The organism is Streptomyces sp. NPDC051987 (assembly GCF_040680735.1).
In the GTDB taxonomy this organism is placed as follows: domain Bacteria; phylum Actinomycetota; class Actinomycetes; order Streptomycetales; family Streptomycetaceae; genus Streptomyces.
Window position 1 is genome coordinate 14,996 of record NZ_JBFAXI010000058.1, and the last position, 16,769, is coordinate 31,764.

At 73.4% G+C, this 16,769-nt stretch carries 15 protein-coding genes; 10 read left to right on the forward strand and 5 right to left on the reverse strand.

The window, feature by feature from the left end:
• The first annotated feature begins 111 nt into the window (after positions 1-111).
• Both AB0M11_RS27275 and AB0M11_RS27280 read left to right on the forward strand, forming a co-directional pair.
• A complete protein-coding gene (locus tag AB0M11_RS27275) occupies positions 112-573 on the forward strand; it encodes a hypothetical protein (RefSeq protein ID WP_365709934.1) in 462 nt (153 codons plus the stop codon).
• 307 nt (positions 574-880) lie between these two features.
• Positions 881-1,330, forward strand: a complete 450-nt coding sequence (locus AB0M11_RS27280) for an ATP-binding protein (RefSeq protein ID WP_365709936.1) — start codon at positions 881-883, stop codon at positions 1,328-1,330.
• 88 nt (positions 1,331-1,418) lie between these two features.
• Here the strand turns inward: AB0M11_RS27280 and AB0M11_RS27285 are convergent, their stop codons facing one another.
• Together AB0M11_RS27285 and AB0M11_RS27290 are read right to left on the reverse strand one after the other, a co-directional pair.
• The gene (locus tag AB0M11_RS27285; protein WP_365709938.1) at positions 1,419-2,450 is read right to left on the reverse strand and encodes a DUF2637 domain-containing protein; all 1,032 of its coding nucleotides are present in this window, start codon (positions 2,448-2,450) and stop codon (positions 1,419-1,421) included.
• Positions 2,451-2,778: 328 nt separating this feature from the next.
• Entirely contained in the window at positions 2,779-3,603 is an 825-nt protein-coding gene (locus tag AB0M11_RS27290) for a (2Fe-2S)-binding protein (RefSeq protein ID WP_365709940.1), read from the reverse strand.
• Positions 3,604-3,772: 169 nt separating this feature from the next.
• Between AB0M11_RS27290 and AB0M11_RS27295 the strand changes: the two genes are divergently transcribed.
• Positions 3,773-4,537 carry a GntR family transcriptional regulator gene (locus AB0M11_RS27295; RefSeq protein WP_365709943.1) on the forward strand — a complete coding sequence of 255 codons (765 nt, stop codon included), beginning with the start codon at positions 3,773-3,775 and terminating at the stop codon, positions 4,535-4,537.
• Positions 4,538-4,817: 280 nt separating this feature from the next.
• Here the strand turns inward: AB0M11_RS27295 and AB0M11_RS27300 are convergent, their stop codons facing one another.
• Both AB0M11_RS27300 and AB0M11_RS27305 read right to left on the reverse strand, forming a co-directional pair.
• The gene (locus AB0M11_RS27300; RefSeq protein ID WP_365709945.1) at positions 4,818-5,579 is read right to left on the reverse strand and encodes a hypothetical protein; all 762 of its coding nucleotides are present in this window, start codon (positions 5,577-5,579) and stop codon (positions 4,818-4,820) included.
• A gap of 168 nt (positions 5,580-5,747) precedes the next feature.
• Positions 5,748-7,424, reverse strand: coding sequence for a PucR family transcriptional regulator ligand-binding domain-containing protein (locus AB0M11_RS27305; RefSeq protein ID WP_365709948.1), 1,677 nt, complete (start codon positions 7,422-7,424; stop codon positions 5,748-5,750).
• Between the two features lie 375 nt (positions 7,425-7,799).
• Between AB0M11_RS27305 and AB0M11_RS27310 the strand changes: the two genes are divergently transcribed.
• From AB0M11_RS27310 to AB0M11_RS27325, 4 genes are all read left to right on the forward strand, one after another.
• Positions 7,800-8,690: a xanthine dehydrogenase family protein subunit M gene (locus AB0M11_RS27310; RefSeq protein ID WP_365709950.1), complete on the forward strand. Its 891-nt coding sequence runs from the start codon at positions 7,800-7,802 to the stop codon at positions 8,688-8,690.
• Positions 8,690-9,208: a (2Fe-2S)-binding protein gene (locus AB0M11_RS27315; protein ID WP_365709952.1), complete on the forward strand. Its 519-nt coding sequence runs from the start codon at positions 8,690-8,692 to the stop codon at positions 9,206-9,208. The genes AB0M11_RS27310 and AB0M11_RS27315 overlap by 1 nt, the downstream gene beginning before the upstream one ends.
• A 5-nt stretch (positions 9,209-9,213) precedes the next feature.
• Complete coding sequence (locus AB0M11_RS27320) at positions 9,214-11,610, forward strand: molybdopterin cofactor-binding domain-containing protein (RefSeq protein WP_365709955.1); 2,397 nt, start codon at positions 9,214-9,216, stop codon at positions 11,608-11,610.
• Positions 11,611-11,837: 227 nt separating this feature from the next.
• On the forward strand, positions 11,838-12,995 hold the full coding sequence (locus tag AB0M11_RS27325) for an XdhC/CoxI family protein (RefSeq protein ID WP_365709957.1): 1,158 nt from the start codon (positions 11,838-11,840) through the stop codon (positions 12,993-12,995).
• Between the two features lie 65 nt (positions 12,996-13,060).
• On the opposite strand, the gene AB0M11_RS27330 is transcribed toward AB0M11_RS27325, so the two are convergent.
• Positions 13,061-13,501, reverse strand: coding sequence for an SRPBCC family protein (locus tag AB0M11_RS27330; protein WP_365709959.1), 441 nt, complete (start codon positions 13,499-13,501; stop codon positions 13,061-13,063).
• A gap of 157 nt (positions 13,502-13,658) precedes the next feature.
• Here AB0M11_RS27330 and AB0M11_RS27335 point away from each other — a divergent pair, with 157 nt between their 5' ends.
• The 3 genes from AB0M11_RS27335 to AB0M11_RS27345 all read left to right on the forward strand — a co-directional run bounded on the left by AB0M11_RS27335 (position 13,659) and on the right by AB0M11_RS27345 (position 16,725).
• A complete protein-coding gene (locus tag AB0M11_RS27335; RefSeq protein ID WP_365709997.1) occupies positions 13,659-14,681 on the forward strand; it encodes a DUF2278 family protein in 1,023 nt (340 codons plus the stop codon).
• A 286-nt stretch (positions 14,682-14,967) separates the two neighbouring features.
• Positions 14,968-15,609 (forward strand): phosphoribosyltransferase family protein, encoded by a 642-nt coding sequence (locus AB0M11_RS27340; protein ID WP_365709961.1) that lies wholly within the window; start codon positions 14,968-14,970, stop codon positions 15,607-15,609.
• Between the two features lie 147 nt (positions 15,610-15,756).
• Positions 15,757-16,725 (forward strand): serine/threonine-protein kinase, encoded by a 969-nt coding sequence (locus AB0M11_RS27345; RefSeq protein WP_365709999.1) that lies wholly within the window; start codon positions 15,757-15,759, stop codon positions 16,723-16,725.
• Positions 16,726-16,769 lie beyond the last annotated feature (44 nt).

Consider the following 16,769-nt stretch of genomic DNA (forward strand, 5'->3'; position numbering starts at 1 on the left):
GCGCACCAAGACCCACGCACGAAATCCCACGCACCAAATCCCACGCACGGACAACCCGCGCACGGACAACCCGCGCACGGACAACCCATCTTCAGAACACGGGGAACAGACATGAGCAGCAAGACCCGCGCCGTCCTCACCGCCGGCGTCCTCGCCGTGGCCCTCGGCCTCGGCGCCACCGCCCAGGCCTCGGCCGGCGCCCCGCGCAGCGTGAGCGGCAGCCCCTCCGACAACATCACCCGCATCTCCGACTTCTACGGCGCCTACATCGACGCCGAGAGCGACCCGGACGGCAGCGGCAAGCTGCCCACCGCGCTGCGCGCCTACTACATCGCCCCCTCCTACCTGAAGAAGCTGCGGGCCTGGGAGGAGCGCGAGCACGCCGACGGGGTGCTGCGGGCCCAGAACACCCCGCTCAAGTGGAAGGTCACGGACAACGGCACCAGGAAGTACACGGAGGCCGTCATCACGCTCACCTGGAGCAGCAGCAGTGCCACGAAGCTGGTCGTCGACATGACCCGCGACACCCACAAGATCGTCAACATCGGCACCAAGGGCCTCGGGAGCAAGTAGCCGGAAGGACAGATTTCGGCCAGGTTCGCCAGTGCCGTGGACCGGGGGAATCAGCTCGGCGGCTTGCCCGAGGGGCTGATTCGCGCCGGGTCCACGGCACCGGTGGCGCGTACGGGACGGTCCGGGCGAGGGCGTGCGGACCGGAGCGGATCCGGGACTTGGCCGAACACCCGGCGGTCATCGACGTGACATGACTGGCCCGTGCCCGAGCGGGCATGGATCCCCGTGAACGTGTTCGATCAGGAGGGGATCCGGTAACGGCGTGCGGGCGGGGGCCATGAACAGTCAGGCACGAGGGGGCGGTCCCGTGGCCGTCGGGGCCTCCTCGGCGCAGACGGCAGGGGAACAGACCGACACGACGGAGCGGAACCAGCCGCCGCAGTTCCGGCGCCGGCTGGGGCGGTCGGACCTGCGGGCGGTGCCCGAGGCGCGCAGGGAACTGCGGGAACTGCTGCGGCACTGGGGTTGTCCCGGCCGCTCCGAGATCGCGGAACTGCTCACCAGTGAACTCGTCACCAACGCGCTGGTCCACACGGACCGCGAGGCGGTGCTGACGGCGGTCGTGGCGCCGAGCCAGCTACGCGTGGAGGTGCGGGACTTCGTGGCCCGCAGGCCGCGGGTGTGCGTCCCGGACATCGATGACGGCACGCACGGCCGGGGCCTGGTGCTGGTCGACGCGCTGGCCGACGCGTGGGGCGTCCAGCCGCACGAGGTCGGCAAGTCGGTGTGGTTCGAACTGGACGCGGACGCCGCCTAGCGGGACCACGGCCGGGGTGCGCGACGGGACGGGGGCGTGACCCTGGCGGTCACGCCCCCGTCCCGAGATGCCGTACGGCAGCGGTCGGTCAGCCGAACTGCTGCTCGAGGTCCTTGAGCTTGCGCTCCAGGGAGTCCAGGCGCGGCAGCGCCATTGTGTCGTCCTCCGCGGTCAGGTCGACGGTGATCGGGTCAGACCCTTTGCGGACGGGCTGAAGGGAGGGCCGCTGGCGTACGGGCAACTGCTCCGGCGCCGCTATGGCAGGCTCCGCAGTGGGCTGGGAGGCGCGCTCCACCTGGTGCACCTCGTCCTGCCGGCCGCGTCCGACGAAGCCGCGGTGGCCCCGGCTTATGGCCTTGAGCTGGGCCCGCTCCAGGCGGTCCTGCTCGCGGCGGCGCAGCCGGTTCGCCTCCTTCTGCCGCTTGTCCTCGCGCACCTCGTCGACCGCCTCGTCCAGGCTGCGCACGCCCTCCAGGAGCATCAGCGACCAGGCCTTGTAGGTCTCACGGGGGGCACGCAGCCAGCGGACGATACGGATCTGCGGCAGCGGGCGCGGCACCAGGCCCTGCTCGCGCAGGGCGGCCTTGCGGGTCTGCTTCAGCGCGCGGTCGAAGAGCACGGCCGCGGAGAGCGACATGCCGGCGAAGAACTGGGGAGCGCCCGCGTGGCCCCCGCCCCTGGGGGCGTGCACCCAGTTGAACCAGGCGGACGCGCCCGCGAAGGTCCACACGAGGATCCGGGAGCCGAGCGCGGCGTCACCGTGGCTGGCCTCACGCACCGCGAGGACGGAGCAGAACATCGCGGCGCCGTCCAGGCCGAACGGGACCAGGTACTCCCAGCCGCCGGAGAGGTTGAGGTTCTGCTGGCCGAAGCCGACCAGTCCGTGGAAGGAGAGGGCCGCGGACACCGCCGCACAGCAGAAGAGGAGCACGTAGGCGGCGGTGGCGTAGATGGCCTCCTTGCGCCGGCGGCGCTCCTCGCTGCGCTCCCACGAGTCGTCCTTCGCGTGCTCCCCGCCGGACCGCTTGGAGCGCGTCAGCACCGCCACCGCGACCAGCATGCCCAGGAGCAGTACGGCGCCGGGAAGCAGCCAGTTCAGCGATATGTCGGTCAGTCTCATCTAGGGGTCCCTTGCATTGGGATAGGGCGTATCGCCCGCCATAGTGGCCCAATCCCACGGGCCCTCAGGGGGTTTCGGGGCAAGAGGCCGCCAAGGAAGTGCAAGGGGATGCCCCAGGACGGCATTCTGCTCGAACTGCCGCATGAGGGGCGGGAGTTGAGTTCGAGTAAGACTACCCATACGGGTGGTTCCTCGGAAAGTTCCTGCGGCAAGTGAGGAAGTTGTGAATTCCCTGTCGTCACAGGAGCGCCCTCGCTGTCGGCGATCTTAGTGGATGCCGCGGGGTGCCGTGACCCGGGGGTGGGGTGGCGGGTGGGCTGAGGGAGGCTCAGGCCGCCGCGGCCGCCGCGAGCTTGGCGATCCGCGCGTCGTCGCAGGTGCGCGGGCAGGTGGCGCAGGTGTCCTCCGGGCGCAGGGTGTAGTACATGCAGCAGCTCGCCCGGTCCCGGGTGGCCAGCGGTTCCCCGCCGGGACCGGTCAGCACCCGGAAGGCGGCCGAGCCGACGTACGGCGCCGTCGCGCCCGGCAGCAGCTGTTCGAGCTCGCGTACGGCTCGCGCTTCCTCGCCGAGCGGTCCGGCGACGTACCAGAGCCCCTCGACGACCTCGTCCGTCGCCATGCCCCACAGCGCCCGCCCGCGCCGCCGCATCCGCGGCCCGAAGCCGCCGAGGACCGGTTCCAGGTGCTCGGCGACGGCCGCCCGCACCTCGGCCCGCAGCGCCTCCTCGCCGGACATCACGACCGCGCCGGGCAGCGCCGCCGCCGGGTCGCCCGGGAGGCAGGCGAAGGAGGCGACGCGCACGGCCATCCGGCCCGCCGTCCGGTCGTACGACACCTCGGTCGCCGGGAGACGGGGGACCCGGCGGTCCAGGAACCAGGGGAGGGTGATCAGGAGGCAGGCGGCCCAGCCGTACCGGTGCAGCCCGAAGCCCGCGACCACGTCGGGGCGGGCCGGCCTGCCCTCGTCCCGCAGGATCTGCTCCTCGTCCCAGGCCAGGAAGGCGTCCAGGGCGGAGCCGCCGGCCGCCAGCTCGGCGGCGCCCACCCAGCCGCCGCCCCGGGGTGCCGTGTCCCCGGGACCCAGCTCCGTGACCACCAGGGAGGGGCAGGCCTCGGTGAGGCGCGCGTAGGCGGCGGACACGGGGGAGGGCATGGAGAACCACCGATCGGACGCGGGCTGCGGACCAACTGCCGGATAAGTAAGCCTTACCTTACTCAGTCGTACGGAAGTTTGAACCAGCGCCTTGTGCGCCTAAGGTGCTTGACGGACAAGTAACAAACCGCCGTTAATGACCCGAGTGCCGACGACCCGGAGGAGACCCGTGAACCAGCGCGCGCACGCGGCTCCCGCCGAGACGGCCAGGGTGCCGGCGCAGTCGCGGTCGGAGCAGTCGGTGCGCGAGGCGCCCGGTTTCCCCGCCGGCCCGCCGGTGGCCCGGGGCGAGCACACGCACGGCGAGCGGCCGATCCCGCAGCCGAGGGTCGCCGTGCAGCGGCCGTCCGTGCGCGGGCAGGTTCTCGACGCACTGCGTACGGCACTGGTCAGCGGGGACCTGGCACCGGGCGCGGTGTACTCGGCGCCGGCGCTGGGGGAGCGGTTCGGGGTCTCCGCGACACCGGTGCGCGAGGCGATGCAGCAGCTGGCGCTGGAGGGCGCGGTCGAGGTCGTGCCCAACCGGGGGTTCCGGGTCGTCGAGCGGGGCGCTCGCGAACTCGCGGAGCTGGCCGAGGTGCGGGCGCTGATCGAGGTGCCGGTGATCCTGCGGCTGGCGCGCAGTGTGCCGGCCGAGCGGTGGGCCGCGTTGCGGCCGCTGGCCGAGGAGACGGTGCGGGCGGCGGCGTCGGGGTGCCGGGCGACGTACGCGGAGGCCGACCGGGCGTTCCACCGGGCGGTGCTGGCCCTCGCGGACAACGAGCAGCTGGTGCAGATCGCGGAGGACCTGCACCGGCGGGCGGTTCCGCGGCAGCGGGGGCGGGCCGACCTGATGGCGGACGCCGGGGAGCACGCGGCGTTGCTCGACGCCTTGGTGGCGGGGGAGCTGGACGCGGTGCGGAGGCTGGTGGCCGGGCATTTCGCCGCCGGCTGAGGGGGCCGACGGCTGTCCGCCGTAGGGCTGCGGACCGGATGCCGGGTGCGGGTGGTGCCTGGCTGGTCGCGCAGTTCCCCGCGCCGCCTGCGGGGCGCTTCACACACATGGCTCGGGGGTCCGGGGCGCGTGCCGGGTGCGCGTCCGTCGTGGCTGGTCGCGCAGTTCCCCGCGCCCCCTGCGGGGCGCTTCACACACATGGCTCGGGGGTCCGGGGCGCGTGCCGGGTGCGCGTCCGTCGTGGCTGGTCGTGCAGTTCCCCGCGCCCCTTGCGGGGCGCTCATGCCGTGGCTGCTCCCGGTGGGGTGAGTTGTCTGGCCAGCCAGGTCGGGACGCCGCCCAGCAGGCGGAACAGGCGGCCCGCCTCCTCCCGCAGCCGCGACGCCTCCGGCTCGGACTCCGTGTCGGCCAGGGACGCGAGGGCGGGGGCCGTGCCCACCAGGTAGCCCAGTTCCTCCCTGATCCGCAGCGACTCGGCGAATCCGTGCCGCGCCTCGCTCACCTCCCCGTCCCGCAGCGCCAGACCGGCCAGGTGGCGCCAGGTGAAGGAGAGGAGGAGGTGGTCGGCGTGGGCCGTGGCCCCGGCGTGGGCGCGCCGGTAGGCGGCACGCGCGGCCTGCGGGGACCGGGTGAGGTTCTCCGCCAGCAGCCCCCGGCGGAAGTCGAGCAACGCCCGCCCCGGCGCCCCCGGAGGGATCAGCGCCGCCGCCCTGCCGAGCGCGGCCCGCGCCTCGTCGGCCCGGTCGCGGACCCCGTGCAGCGTGGCCGCGTAGGCGAGTTGGCCGCGCTCGCAGGCCGCCGCCCCCCGCTCCTCGTCGGACCGGGCCACCGCCTCCGCCGTCCGCAGCGCGTCCTCCGCCTCCTCCCAGCCCCGCTCGGTGTACAGGCACCGCTCGACCATCAGCCCCGCCCGCTGCAGGGTGGACGCCGGCGTGTCCGACGGCAGCAGGGCCGCCGCGTCGGCCCAGCAGGCCCGCGAGCGCAGCCGCCATACCGCGGTCTGGAGCGGATCGTCACCAGCGGTCGTTCCGTTCCCAGACATGGCGGAATACGCCACGTTGCCCTCCCCTAGCGCGCCGTCGAGCAGTGAAGTGGTGGCCGCATTCCAGCACCGATCGCCGCGCGGGGCCAAGAGGGTGGGTGAATAATTTCACAAAGTCGTGGGACGGCGGGGGCACTTGGCGGGAGCCGGTCGTACGCCCGCGTGACCTCAGCTCATCCGCAACGCCAAGAAGAAATCGAGCTTGTCCTCCAGCCGGGACAGGTCCCGCCCCGTCAACTGCTCGATCCTCCCCACGCGGTAGCGCAACGTGTTGACGTGCAGGTGAAGACGGCCGGCGCAGCGCGTCCAGGAGCCGTCGCAGTCGAGGAACGCCTCAAGGGTGGGGATCAGTTCGGCGCGGTGGCGGCGGTCGTAGTCCCGCAGCGGGTCCAGCAGCCGGGCGGTGAAGGCGCGGCGGACGTCGTCGGGCACGAAGGGCAGCAGCAGGACGTGCGAGGCCAGCTCCTGGTGGCCGGCCGCGCAGACCCGGCCGGGGCGGGCGGCGGCCACCCGGCGGGCGTGCCGGGCCTCCTCCAGGGCGCCGCGCAGTCCCTCCGCCGAGTGCACGGCCGCGCTGACGCCCACGGTGACCCGGCCGTCGTCGTCCAGGCCCGCCGACAGCGGGTGCCGTACCGACGCCAGCAGGGCGTCGGCGTGGATGCCGGCCCCGGAGCCGTCGTGCTCGGCGGTGACGGCGGGCAGCGGGACGAGGGCGATCGCCTCGTCACCGGTGTGGGCGACCGCTATCCGGTCGGACGGCTCCGGGCCGGTCGCCAGCGGGTCGACCAGGATCTCCTCCAGCAGGGACTGGGCGACCGGGCCGCCCGGCACCTCTCCGCCGTCCCACTCGACCCGGGCGACCACCACCTGCCAGTGCGGGGCGGCGCCGAGTCCGGGCAGCAGGACCGGCGCGGCCACCCGCAGCCGGGCGGCGATCTCGGCCGGTGCCGCACCCGCCTGGACCAGCTCCAGGACCTCCTGCGCCAGCCGGCGCCGCACCGTGCGGGCCGCGTCGCGGCGGTCCCGCTCCACGGCGATCAGCTGGGCCACGCCCTGCAGCAGGTCGAGCCGCTCCGCGGGCCAGTCGCCGGCGTCCGCCTCCACCGCCAGCAGCCAGTCCGACAGCACCGTCTCCCGCACGTCCCGCGCGGCGCCCTGCGGGGAGCGGCCGGTGGAGCGGACCGGGAACAGCGAGTAGGTGGTGGAGCCGAGCAGCACGCGGTGCGGGCCGCGGCGGCCGGTGCGGGTGGCGGCCAGGTGCTCGGCGGCCAGGGCGGCACAGGCGTCGGCGGGCAGCGCGGGCCCCGACACCTTGGGCCCCGCGATCAGGCGGCCGGCCGGGGAGAGCACCCAGGCCCGCAGGTCGAGGTCGGAACCGAGCAGATCCAGGACCACGTCCGGGCCGCCGCCTGCCGGGCCCGACGTCATCATCCGCCGGTGCCGGTCCACGACGGCCGCCAGGTCCCCGGCGCGCTCGCCGCTGACCTGCCGGACGACATGCTCGGTGATCGTCGCGAACGCCACCGACTCGTGGACCGCGAAGAGCGGCAGGCGGTGGCGCGCACAGGCCACGACCAGGTCCTCCGGGATGTCGCCCAGCTCCGCCTCGCCGGCCGCCAGCGCGGCCACCCCGGCCTGCACCAGCAGTCGTACGAACGGCTCGGAGTCCGCCGCGTCCCGGCGCCAGGCCAGGCCGGTCAGCACCAGCTCGCCGCCGGCCAGGTAGCGGCTGGGGTCGCGCAGGTCGGTCGTCATGACCCCGCGCACGGTTCGGTCCAGCTCGTCCTCGCCGCCGAGCAGCCGCAGGCCCAGCGCGTCGGTGTCCAGCAGTGCGCGCAGCCGCATCTCGTCGCCGCCGTTCTCTGTCTCGAAATCTACGATGAATCGTGAAGGGTCGTGAGTGAGGCGCCCGGACCGGCGGGTCCGCGGGCCGTCACCGAGGGTCGCCTGACCGCAACCGACGGCTGCCAGGGCGTTTCCCGCGTTTCCACAGGAAGACCAGGAGGTTACTGAGGACCCCCGTTCATACGAATCTACAAGATGGCCGTGCTGGCCAGCTAACTCCTTCATGGTTTCGGTGACTGACCCCGCTGGAGCAACGGGCGGTGTACTGACCTCGTTCCGCGTGAACAGGACATGAACGAGCCGGGCCCGCCGCACACGGATTGGCTCAATCCACACGACTCACGAGACGTACCGAGACGCAGAAGAGAGCCGGTCATGGACTTCCTTCGCCCCGCCAGCTGGGAGGAGGCGCTCGCCGTGAAGGCCGAGCACCCCACCGCCGTGCCGATCGCGGGTGGCACCGACGTGATGGTCGAGATCAACTTCGACCACCGCAGGCCCGAGTACCTCCTCGACCTGAACCGCATCGGCGATCTCTACGAATGGGAGGTCGGCGAGGAGAGCGTACGGCTCGGCGCCTCCGTCCCGTACACCCGGATCATGGAGCACCTGCGCGCCGAACTGCCCGGCCTGGCGCTCGCCTCGCACACCGTCGCCTCCCCGCAGATCCGCAACCGCGGCGGCGTCGGCGGCAACCTCGGCACCGCCTCCCCGGCCGGCGACGCCCACCCCGCGCTGCTCGCGGCCGGCGCCGAGGTCGAGGCCGAGTCGGTGCGCGGCACCCGGCTCATCCCCATCGACGACTTCTACACCGGTGTGAAGCGCAACGCCCTCGCGCCCGACGAGCTGATCCGCGCGGTGCACGTGCGCAGGGCCGACGGCCCGCAGCAGTACTCGAAGGTCGGCACGCGCAACGCGATGGTGATCGCCGTGTGCGCCTTCGGGCTCGCCCTGCACCCCGCGACGCGGACCGTACGGACCGGGATCGGGTCGGCCGCGCCCACCCCCGTGCGGGCGAGGACCGCCGAGGAGTTCCTGACCGCGGCGCTCGACGAGGGCGGCTTCTGGGACAACGGGAAGATCATCACGCCGTCGGTCGCCAAGCGGTTCGCGGACCTGTGCGCCGCCGCCTGCAACCCGATCGACGACGTCCGGGGCACCGCGAGCTACCGCCGCCACGCGGTCGGCGTGATGGCCCGCCGGACCCTCACCTGGACCTGGGAGTCGTACCGCGGCACCACTCAGCAGAAGGGGAGTGTCGCCTGATGCGCGTCAACTTCACCGTCAACGGACGCCCGCAGGAAGCCGACGACGTCTGGGAGGGCGAGTCCCTGCTGTACGTCCTGCGCGAGCGCCTGGGCCTGCCCGGCTCCAAGAACGCCTGCGAGCAGGGGGAGTGCGGGTCGTGCACCGTCCGGCTGGACGGCGTGCCGGTGTGTTCCTGCCTGGTCGCGGCGGGACAGGTGGAGGGCCGCGAGGTCGTCACCGTGGAAGGGCTGGCGGAGTACGCCCGGCAGCGGGCCGGCGGGACGGACTCACCGGCCGGCGAGCACACCGAACTCTCCCCGGTGCAGCAGGCGTTCATCGACGCGGGCGCCGTCCAGTGCGGCTTCTGCACCCCCGGTCTGCTGGTCGCCGCCGACGAGATGCTGGAGCGCAACCCGAACCCGAGCGACGCGGACATCCGCGAGGCGCTCTCGGGCAACCTGTGCCGCTGCACCGGCTACGAGAAGATCATGGACGCGGTCCGCCTCGCGGCCGCCCGGCAGTCAGAGGCGGTCTGAACCCGATGCCCACCGACAGCGCCCCCTTCGGCACGCCGGCCAAGGTCACCCAGGGCTCCCGGACCAAGGGCGGCATCGGCGAGTCGACGCTCCGCCCGGACGGCACCCTCAAGGTGACCGGTGAGTTCGCGTACTCGTCCGACATGTGGCACGAGGACATGCTCTGGGGCCAGATCCTCCGCTCCACCGTCGCGCACGCCGAGATCGTGTCGATCGACACCGCCGAGGCCCTCGCCCAGCCCGGCGTGTACGCCGTCATGACCTACGACGACCTGCCCACCGAGGTGAGGAACTACGGCCTGGAGATCCAGGACACCCCGGTCCTGGCCCACGGCAAGGTGCGCCACCACGGCGAGCCGGTCGCGATCGTCGCCGCCGACCACCCCGAGACCGCCCGCCGCGCGGCCGCCAAGATCAAGGTCGAGTACCGCGAACTGCCCGTCATCACCGACGAGGCCTCCGCCACCGCCCCCGGCGCGATCCACGTCCACGAGAACCGCGACGACCACCACATCGGCCACGTCCCGCACCCCAACATCGTGCACCGCCAGCCGATCATCCGCGGCAACGCGGACGAGGCGGCGAAGAGGGCCGACGTCGTCGTCAGGGGCGAGTACCACTTCGGCATGCAGGACCAGGCCTTCCTCGGCCCCGAGTCCGGCCTCGCGGTGCCCGAGGAGGACGGCGGCGTCCACCTCTACATCGCCACCCAGTGGCTGCACAGCGACCTGCGCCAGATCGCCCCGGTGCTCGGCCTGCCCGAGGACAAGGTGCGGATGACCCTGGCCGGCGTCGGCGGCGCGTTCGGCGGCCGCGAGGACCTGTCGATGCAGATCCACGCCTGCCTGCTGGCTCTGCGCACCGGCAAGCCGGTCAAGATCGTCTACAACCGCTTCGAGTCCTTCTTCGGCCACGTCCACCGCCACCCCGCACGGCTCTCCTACGAGCACGGCGCGACGCGCGACGGCAAGCTGACCCACGTCAAGTGCCGGATCGTGCTGGACGGCGGCGCCTACGCCTCCGCCTCCCCGGCCGTCGTCGGCAACGCCTCCTCGCTCGGCATCGGCCCCTACGTCGTCGACGACGTCGACATCGAGGCCATCGCGCTGTACACCAACAACCCGCCCTGCGGCGCGATGCGCGGCTTCGGCGCGGTCCAGGCGTGCTTCGCCTACGAGGCGCAGATGGACAAGGTCGCCGCGCAACTCGGCATGGACCCGGTGGAGTTCAGGCAGTTGAACGCCATGGAACAGGGCACCCTCATGCCGACCGGGCAGCCGGTCGACTCCCCGGCGCCCGTCGCCGAACTCCTGCGCCGCGTCAAGGCGATGCCCCTCCCGCCCGAGCGCCAGTGGGAGAGCAGCGAGGGCGCCGACGTACGGCAGCTGCCCGGCGGTCTGTCCAACACCTCGCACGGCGAAGGCGTGGTGCGCGGCATCGGCTACGCCGTCGGCATCAAGAACGTCGGCTTCTCCGAGGGCTTCGACGACTACTCGACCGCGCGGGTGCGCCTGGAGGTTGTCGCCGGCGAGCCTGTCGCCGTCGTGCACACCGCGATGGCGGAGGTCGGGCAGGGCGGTGTGACCGTGCACGCGCAGATCGCGCGCACCGAGCTCGGCGTGGCCCAGGTGACCATCCATCCCGCGAACACCCAGGTGGGCTCGGCGGGTTCGACCTCGGCCTCCCGGCAGACCTACGTCACCGGCGGCGCCGTGAAGAACTCCTGCGAGCTGGTCCGGGAGAAGGTCCTGGAGCTGGGCCGCCGCAAGTTCGGCACGTACCACCCCGCCTGGGCCGGTGCCGAACTGCTCCTGGAGGGGGGCAAGGTCGTCACCGACGGCGGCGAGGTGCTGGCCGACCTGGTGGACGTCCTCGGTGACGAGGCGGTGGAGGTCGAGGCGGAGTGGCGGCACCGGCCGACCGTGCCGTTCGACCTGCGCACCGGGCAGGGCAACGGCCACGTCCAGTACAGCTTCGCCGCCCACCGCGCGGTCGTCGAGGTGGACACCGAACTGGGCCTGGTCAAGGTGATCGAGCTGGCCTGCGCCCAGGACGTCGGCAAGGCGCTCAACCCGCTCTCCGTCGTCGGCCAGATCCAGGGCGGCACGATCCAGGGGCTGGGCATCGCGGTGATGGAGGAGATCATCGTCGACCCGAAGACCGCGAAGGTCAGGAACCCGTCCTTCACGGACTACCTGATCCCGACCATCCTCGACACGCCGACCATCCCCGTCGACGTCCTCGAACTCGCCGACGACCACGCCCCGTACGGGCTCCGCGGCATCGGCGAGGCCCCGACCCTGTCCTCGACCCCGGCCGTCCTCGCGGCGATCCGGAACGCGACCGGGCTGGAACTGAACCGCACGCCGGTACGCCCGGAACATCTGACGGGCACCGCGTGACACCGCCCCACGGCATCCCGGCGCCGGGCGCCCGCTCGACCTCGGGAGACGGCGCCATGACCCAGCAGTGAGCGGGGCCCAGGGCGACGGCCGGCGATGCGGGCGAAGGCACCCGCGTCGGCTGGGCGTCCCCTGGGCGCTGCCGCGGGCAGCGCCGCAGATGACCACAGTCCCGCGCCCCTTCGGGGCAGGCACCTGGCCCTGAACTCGTTCGAGGAGACCGAGAGATGCTGGACATCGCCGAAGAGCTGAGCCGGTGGGTTGTCGAAGGACGTGACTTCGCCGTCGCCACGGTGGTGGCGGTCGGGGGGAGTGCGCCGCGGCAGCCCGGTGCCGCGCTCGCGGTGGACGGGGAGGGCACCGCCGTCGGGTCGGTCTCCGGCGGGTGCGTCGAGGGCGCCGTGTACGAGCTGTGCCGACAGGCGCTCCAGGACGGGGAGACCGTCCTGGAGCGGTTCGGGTACAGCGACGAGGACGCCTTCGCCGTCGGCCTGACCTGTGGCGGCGTCATCGACATCCTCGTCACCCCGGTACGGGCGGCCGACCCCGCCCGGCCGGTGGTGGCGGCCGCGCTGGCCGCCGCCGCGCGCGGGGAGGCGGCGGCCGTCGCCCGCGTCGTCACCGGACCGCCCGAACTGCTGGGCCGCGCCCTGCTGGTGGCCGCCGACGGCTCCCGTGCGGGCGGCTTCGGCGCCCACCCCGCACTGGACCGCACGGTCGCCGCCGAAGCCGCCGTCTTCCTGGACGCGGGCCGCACCGGCACCGTGGAGATCGGAGAGCAGGGCTCTCGGTGCGGAGCGCCGCTCACGGTGCTGGTCGAGTCGTCCGTCCCGCCGCCCCGGATGATCGTCTTCGGCGCGATCGACTTCGCGTCCGCGCTGGTCCGCGTCGGCAAGTTCCTCGGCTACCACGTGACGGTGTGCGACGCGCGGCCCGTCTTCGCCACCTCGGCCCGCTTCCCGGAGGCCGACGAGATCGTCGTCGACTGGCCGCACAGGTACCTGGACCGCACCCCCGTCGACGGCCGTACCGTCCTGTGCGTCCTCACCCACGACGCCAAGTTCGACGTCCCGCTGCTCCGGCTCGCGCTCCGCCTCCCGGTGGCCTACGTCGGCGCGATGGGCTCCCGCCGCACCCACCTGGACCGCAACGAGCGCCTGCGCGAGGGGGGCGTCACGGAACTGGAGCTGGCCCGCCTGCGGTCACCCATCGGCCTCGACCTCGGCGCCCGTACGCCCGAGGAGACCGCGCTGTCGATCGCGGCCGAGATCGTCGCGCACCGCAGGGGCGGCAGCGGAGTCCCCCTGACCGGCGCGCACACCCCGATCCACCACGACGCGCCGTCCTCGACGGCCCCGTCCCGGCGGATCGGATCGGTGGCCTAGGAGCCGGCACGCCCCAGCGGTGTCCGACGCCGCGGTCGAGGCCACCGGGGCCAGGGCCGCCGGGGTCAGGGCTGCCGGAGCAGCGAGTTGACGGCCCGCCCGAACACCGCCTCGGAGGCCCTGCGCACCAGTGGGTCGAAGGCCGACGGCAGCCCCCGGATCCGCAGCTCCTCGTGCCAGACCACCCGGGTACGGCCGCCGGGGCCGGGGTGCACCTCCAGTTCGGCCCAGCCGAGCACCACCCGGCCGTGCTTGACGAGCCGGCACCGGCCCGGTCGGCCGTCCTCGGGAGGATGCCAGACGGTCACCTCCATGGGATCCTCGAAGGACAGCCGTCCGAGACCGGAGCGCGCCACGAAGACCGTGCCCTCGTGGGTCGGGGGATCGGTGACCACGGTGATCCGGGTCAGCGGAACCGCGTCGGCGTGCCGGGACCACTGCGTGAGCCGTCGCCACGCCTCGTCGATCGGCAGCGGAGCCGTCCGCTGAAGGAGGAAGTTGACCACGGCACGATCGTAGGGAACCGGCCACCGTTCGCGAATCCCCCACGGCATGTTCACACGACCGGCGGATTCGCCCAACCTGGGCCGTGGTCGGCCCCGGGCTCGTACGATTTCCGCCATGGGCGGGCGAACCGCCTGCTTTTACGGGGAGTTGGTCATCATGCCGTTGAAGACCTATGGCGTACTGATCACGCGGGCGGTCGGCGTCCGGCGCGAAGGCGCCGCCGAGACCCCGCACTACCAGATCCATCTCACCGACGACGCCGGCGTCCACTACCGCGCCGCCGTCAACGTCCTGTCCCAGCAGCGGCCCGCCGACCTGCTCTACCTGGTCGACGACGACTTCAGACACCCCCTCACCGACCGCCTGACGGGCCTGACGAGCGGCTGGAACACCCTGCCGCCGGGCCCCGGCGGACCCAACCTCGACTTCGTGCGCGGCAACCTCTTCGACCCGGCGAAGCTGCGCGTCCTGCCGGCGGACCGGCCCGGCCCCGACAACGACCTGGCCGACCTGCTCGACCACTACGTCCAGCGGGCCGTCGACGACCCCCGGGTCCTGCTGTACCTCTTCGGCGAGCGCTGGGGGCCCGAAACCGGCGTCAAGGACAAGGTGTTCGGCTTCCTGCCCGGCAACGGCGTGCACGACATCCACATGAACCAGGGCAACAGCGGCCGCTTCACCGGTGACGACGGGGTGTGGCAGGACGGCGGACTCCTCATCCGCCTGCCGGGCGACGGCGGCGGACAGGAGCGCTGGGTCGGGATCTTCCTCGCCTTCCAGAGCCAGGCCTGGCACACCGACGACGTCACCGGCCATGCCCTCCCCGGCGTCGACACCTCCCGGCCCGCCCCCGGCGACCAGCCGGTCCGGATCGTCGCCGCGCTCGTCAACCCGCCCGGCCGTGCCCCCGAGGCGGAGGCCGTCACCCTCCTCAACGCGTCGCCCGCCCCGGTCGACCTCACCGGCTGGCGTCTGCTCAACCGCATCGGCCAGGCCTCCCCGGTACCGGCCGGTCCGCTGGCCGCCGGCGTGACCCTCACCGTGCCGCTGCCGGACGGTGCCCGGCTGGGCGACAACGGCGGCGAGATCACCCTCCTCGACGCCGCCGGACTCAAGGAGCACGGGGTGTCCTACACGGCCGAACAGGCGGCTCGCGAGGGGTGGTGGGTCGTCTTCTGACCCGACCCCGTCGGCACCGCGCGGCGGTACGGCACCACGACACGGTCCGTACCGCCGGCGTCGTCCAGCGGGGAGGAGGCCGCCCGCTCCGGCCGCGCCTCGCGCAGGACCGTCCGGTCGCCGTGCGGCCGACGCTCATCCGGCGCCCACCGCAGGAACTGCTCCTCACCTGGGAACCCCTCCGTCGTTGAACGCATGTGCGAATTCGGTGGGTGAGTTGGGTCCTCGGCGCCTTCGGGTGTGAGCATGGAGGAAGGGGGCCGACCTCGGCCGGAGAGGACGCTCCATGCGCTACCGGGACCGCGCGCACGCCGGTCGTGAACTGGCGGTCGCCCTGGGCGAACTGCGGGACGAGGGCGCGCTGCCCGACCCGATCGTGCTGGCGCTGCCCCGGGGCGGAGTGGCGGTGGCCGCGGAGGTGGCGCGAGAGCTGCCGGCCCCGCTCGACGTGCTCGTCGTACGCAAGATCGGGGCCCCGCACCACGAGGAGTTCGGCGTCGGCGCGATCGCCGGGGACGACCCGCCGCTGCTCGACCGGGCGACCCTGGCCCAGCTGGACCTGAGCGAGGAGTCCCTGGCCTCCGTGGTGGCGCGGGAGCGGCGGGAGCTGTGCCGCCGCGAACGCCGCTACCGGGAGGGCCGCCCGCCGCCTCCGCTGCGCGGCCGTACCGTGATCGTCGTCGACGACGGACTCGCCACCGGCTCCACCGCCCGCGCCGCCCTTCGCCACGTACGAGGGCGGGGCCCGGCGCGTACCGTGCTGGCGGTCCCGGTAGGCGCGCCCGACTCCCTGGACGCGCTCGCCGCCGAGGCCGACCTCGTCGTCTGCCCCTACCGGCCGGTCCTGTTCAGCGCGGTGGGCCAGTGGTACGACGACTTCGGGCAGCTGACCGACACCGACGTGCTCGACGCGCTGCACCGGGTCTGACCGGACCCGCGGACGGGGCACGAGGTGCCGGAGCCGGCGAGGGGCGAGGCGCGGCACCCGATGGCCCCGGGAACGTCACCAGGCGGACCGGGTGGACCCGGCGGACCCGTGCTGATCTTCTCGCGGGCCCCGGACCCGCTGGATACGATGGGGGTGATGGCGACGCGCATCGCGGGCTACGAGGTCCAGGGCGAGATCGGGCGCGGCGGCATGGCCGTCGTCTACCGGGCCACGGACCTGCGTCTGGACCGGACGGTCGCGCTGAAGCTGCTCGCCCCCGAGCTGGCCCGCAACGACACCTTCCGCCGCCGTTTCACCCACGAGTCACGGGTGGCCGCCGCCATCGACCACCCGCACATCGTGCCGATCTACGAGGCCGGCGAGGCGGACGGCGTGCTGTACATCGCGATGCGCTACGTGTCGGGGCCGGATCTGCGCGCGCTGCTGGACAAGGAGGGCGTGCTGCCGGTGGACGCGGCGCTGCGGATCGCGGCCCAGGTGGCCTCCGCGCTCGACGCGGCGCACGAGCACGACCTGGTGCACCGGGACGTCAAACCCGGCAACGTGCTGGTGGCCCAGGGCACGGACACCGAGCACCCGGAGCACGTCTACCTCACGGACTTCGGGCTCACCAAGCGGTCGCTGTCGCTGACGGGGTTCACGACGGCCGGCGAGTTCATCGGCACGCTGGACTACGTGGCACCGGAGCAGATCTCCGGGCGCCCGGTGGACGGCCGCTGCGACCTCTACGGGTTCGCCTGCGTCGTCTTCGAGATGCTCGCCGGAGTCCCGCCGTTCGTCCGGGACCAGGACGTCGCGCTGCTGTGGGCGCACCAGTTCGACCAGCCGCCCGCGCTCAGCGAGGTCCGGGCGGGCCTGCCGCCGGCGTTCGACGACGTGTTCGCGAGGGCGCTGGCCAAGGCTCCCGAGGACCGGTACGGCTCCTGCCTGGAGTTCGTCGGCGAGCTGCGGCGCGCCGCGGCCGGCGGGCACGGCACCGTCCGGGTGGCGGAACCGGCCGCCCACCGGGTCGCCGCGCCCGCCCCGACCGTCGTACGGGACTCCGCCCACGGCCCGCAGCCGCCCGCCTGGGCCCGCCCGGTCTTCCGCCGGTAGCGCACTCCGCCCGACAGATCCGCCCCGACCGTGACAGCGTGGGG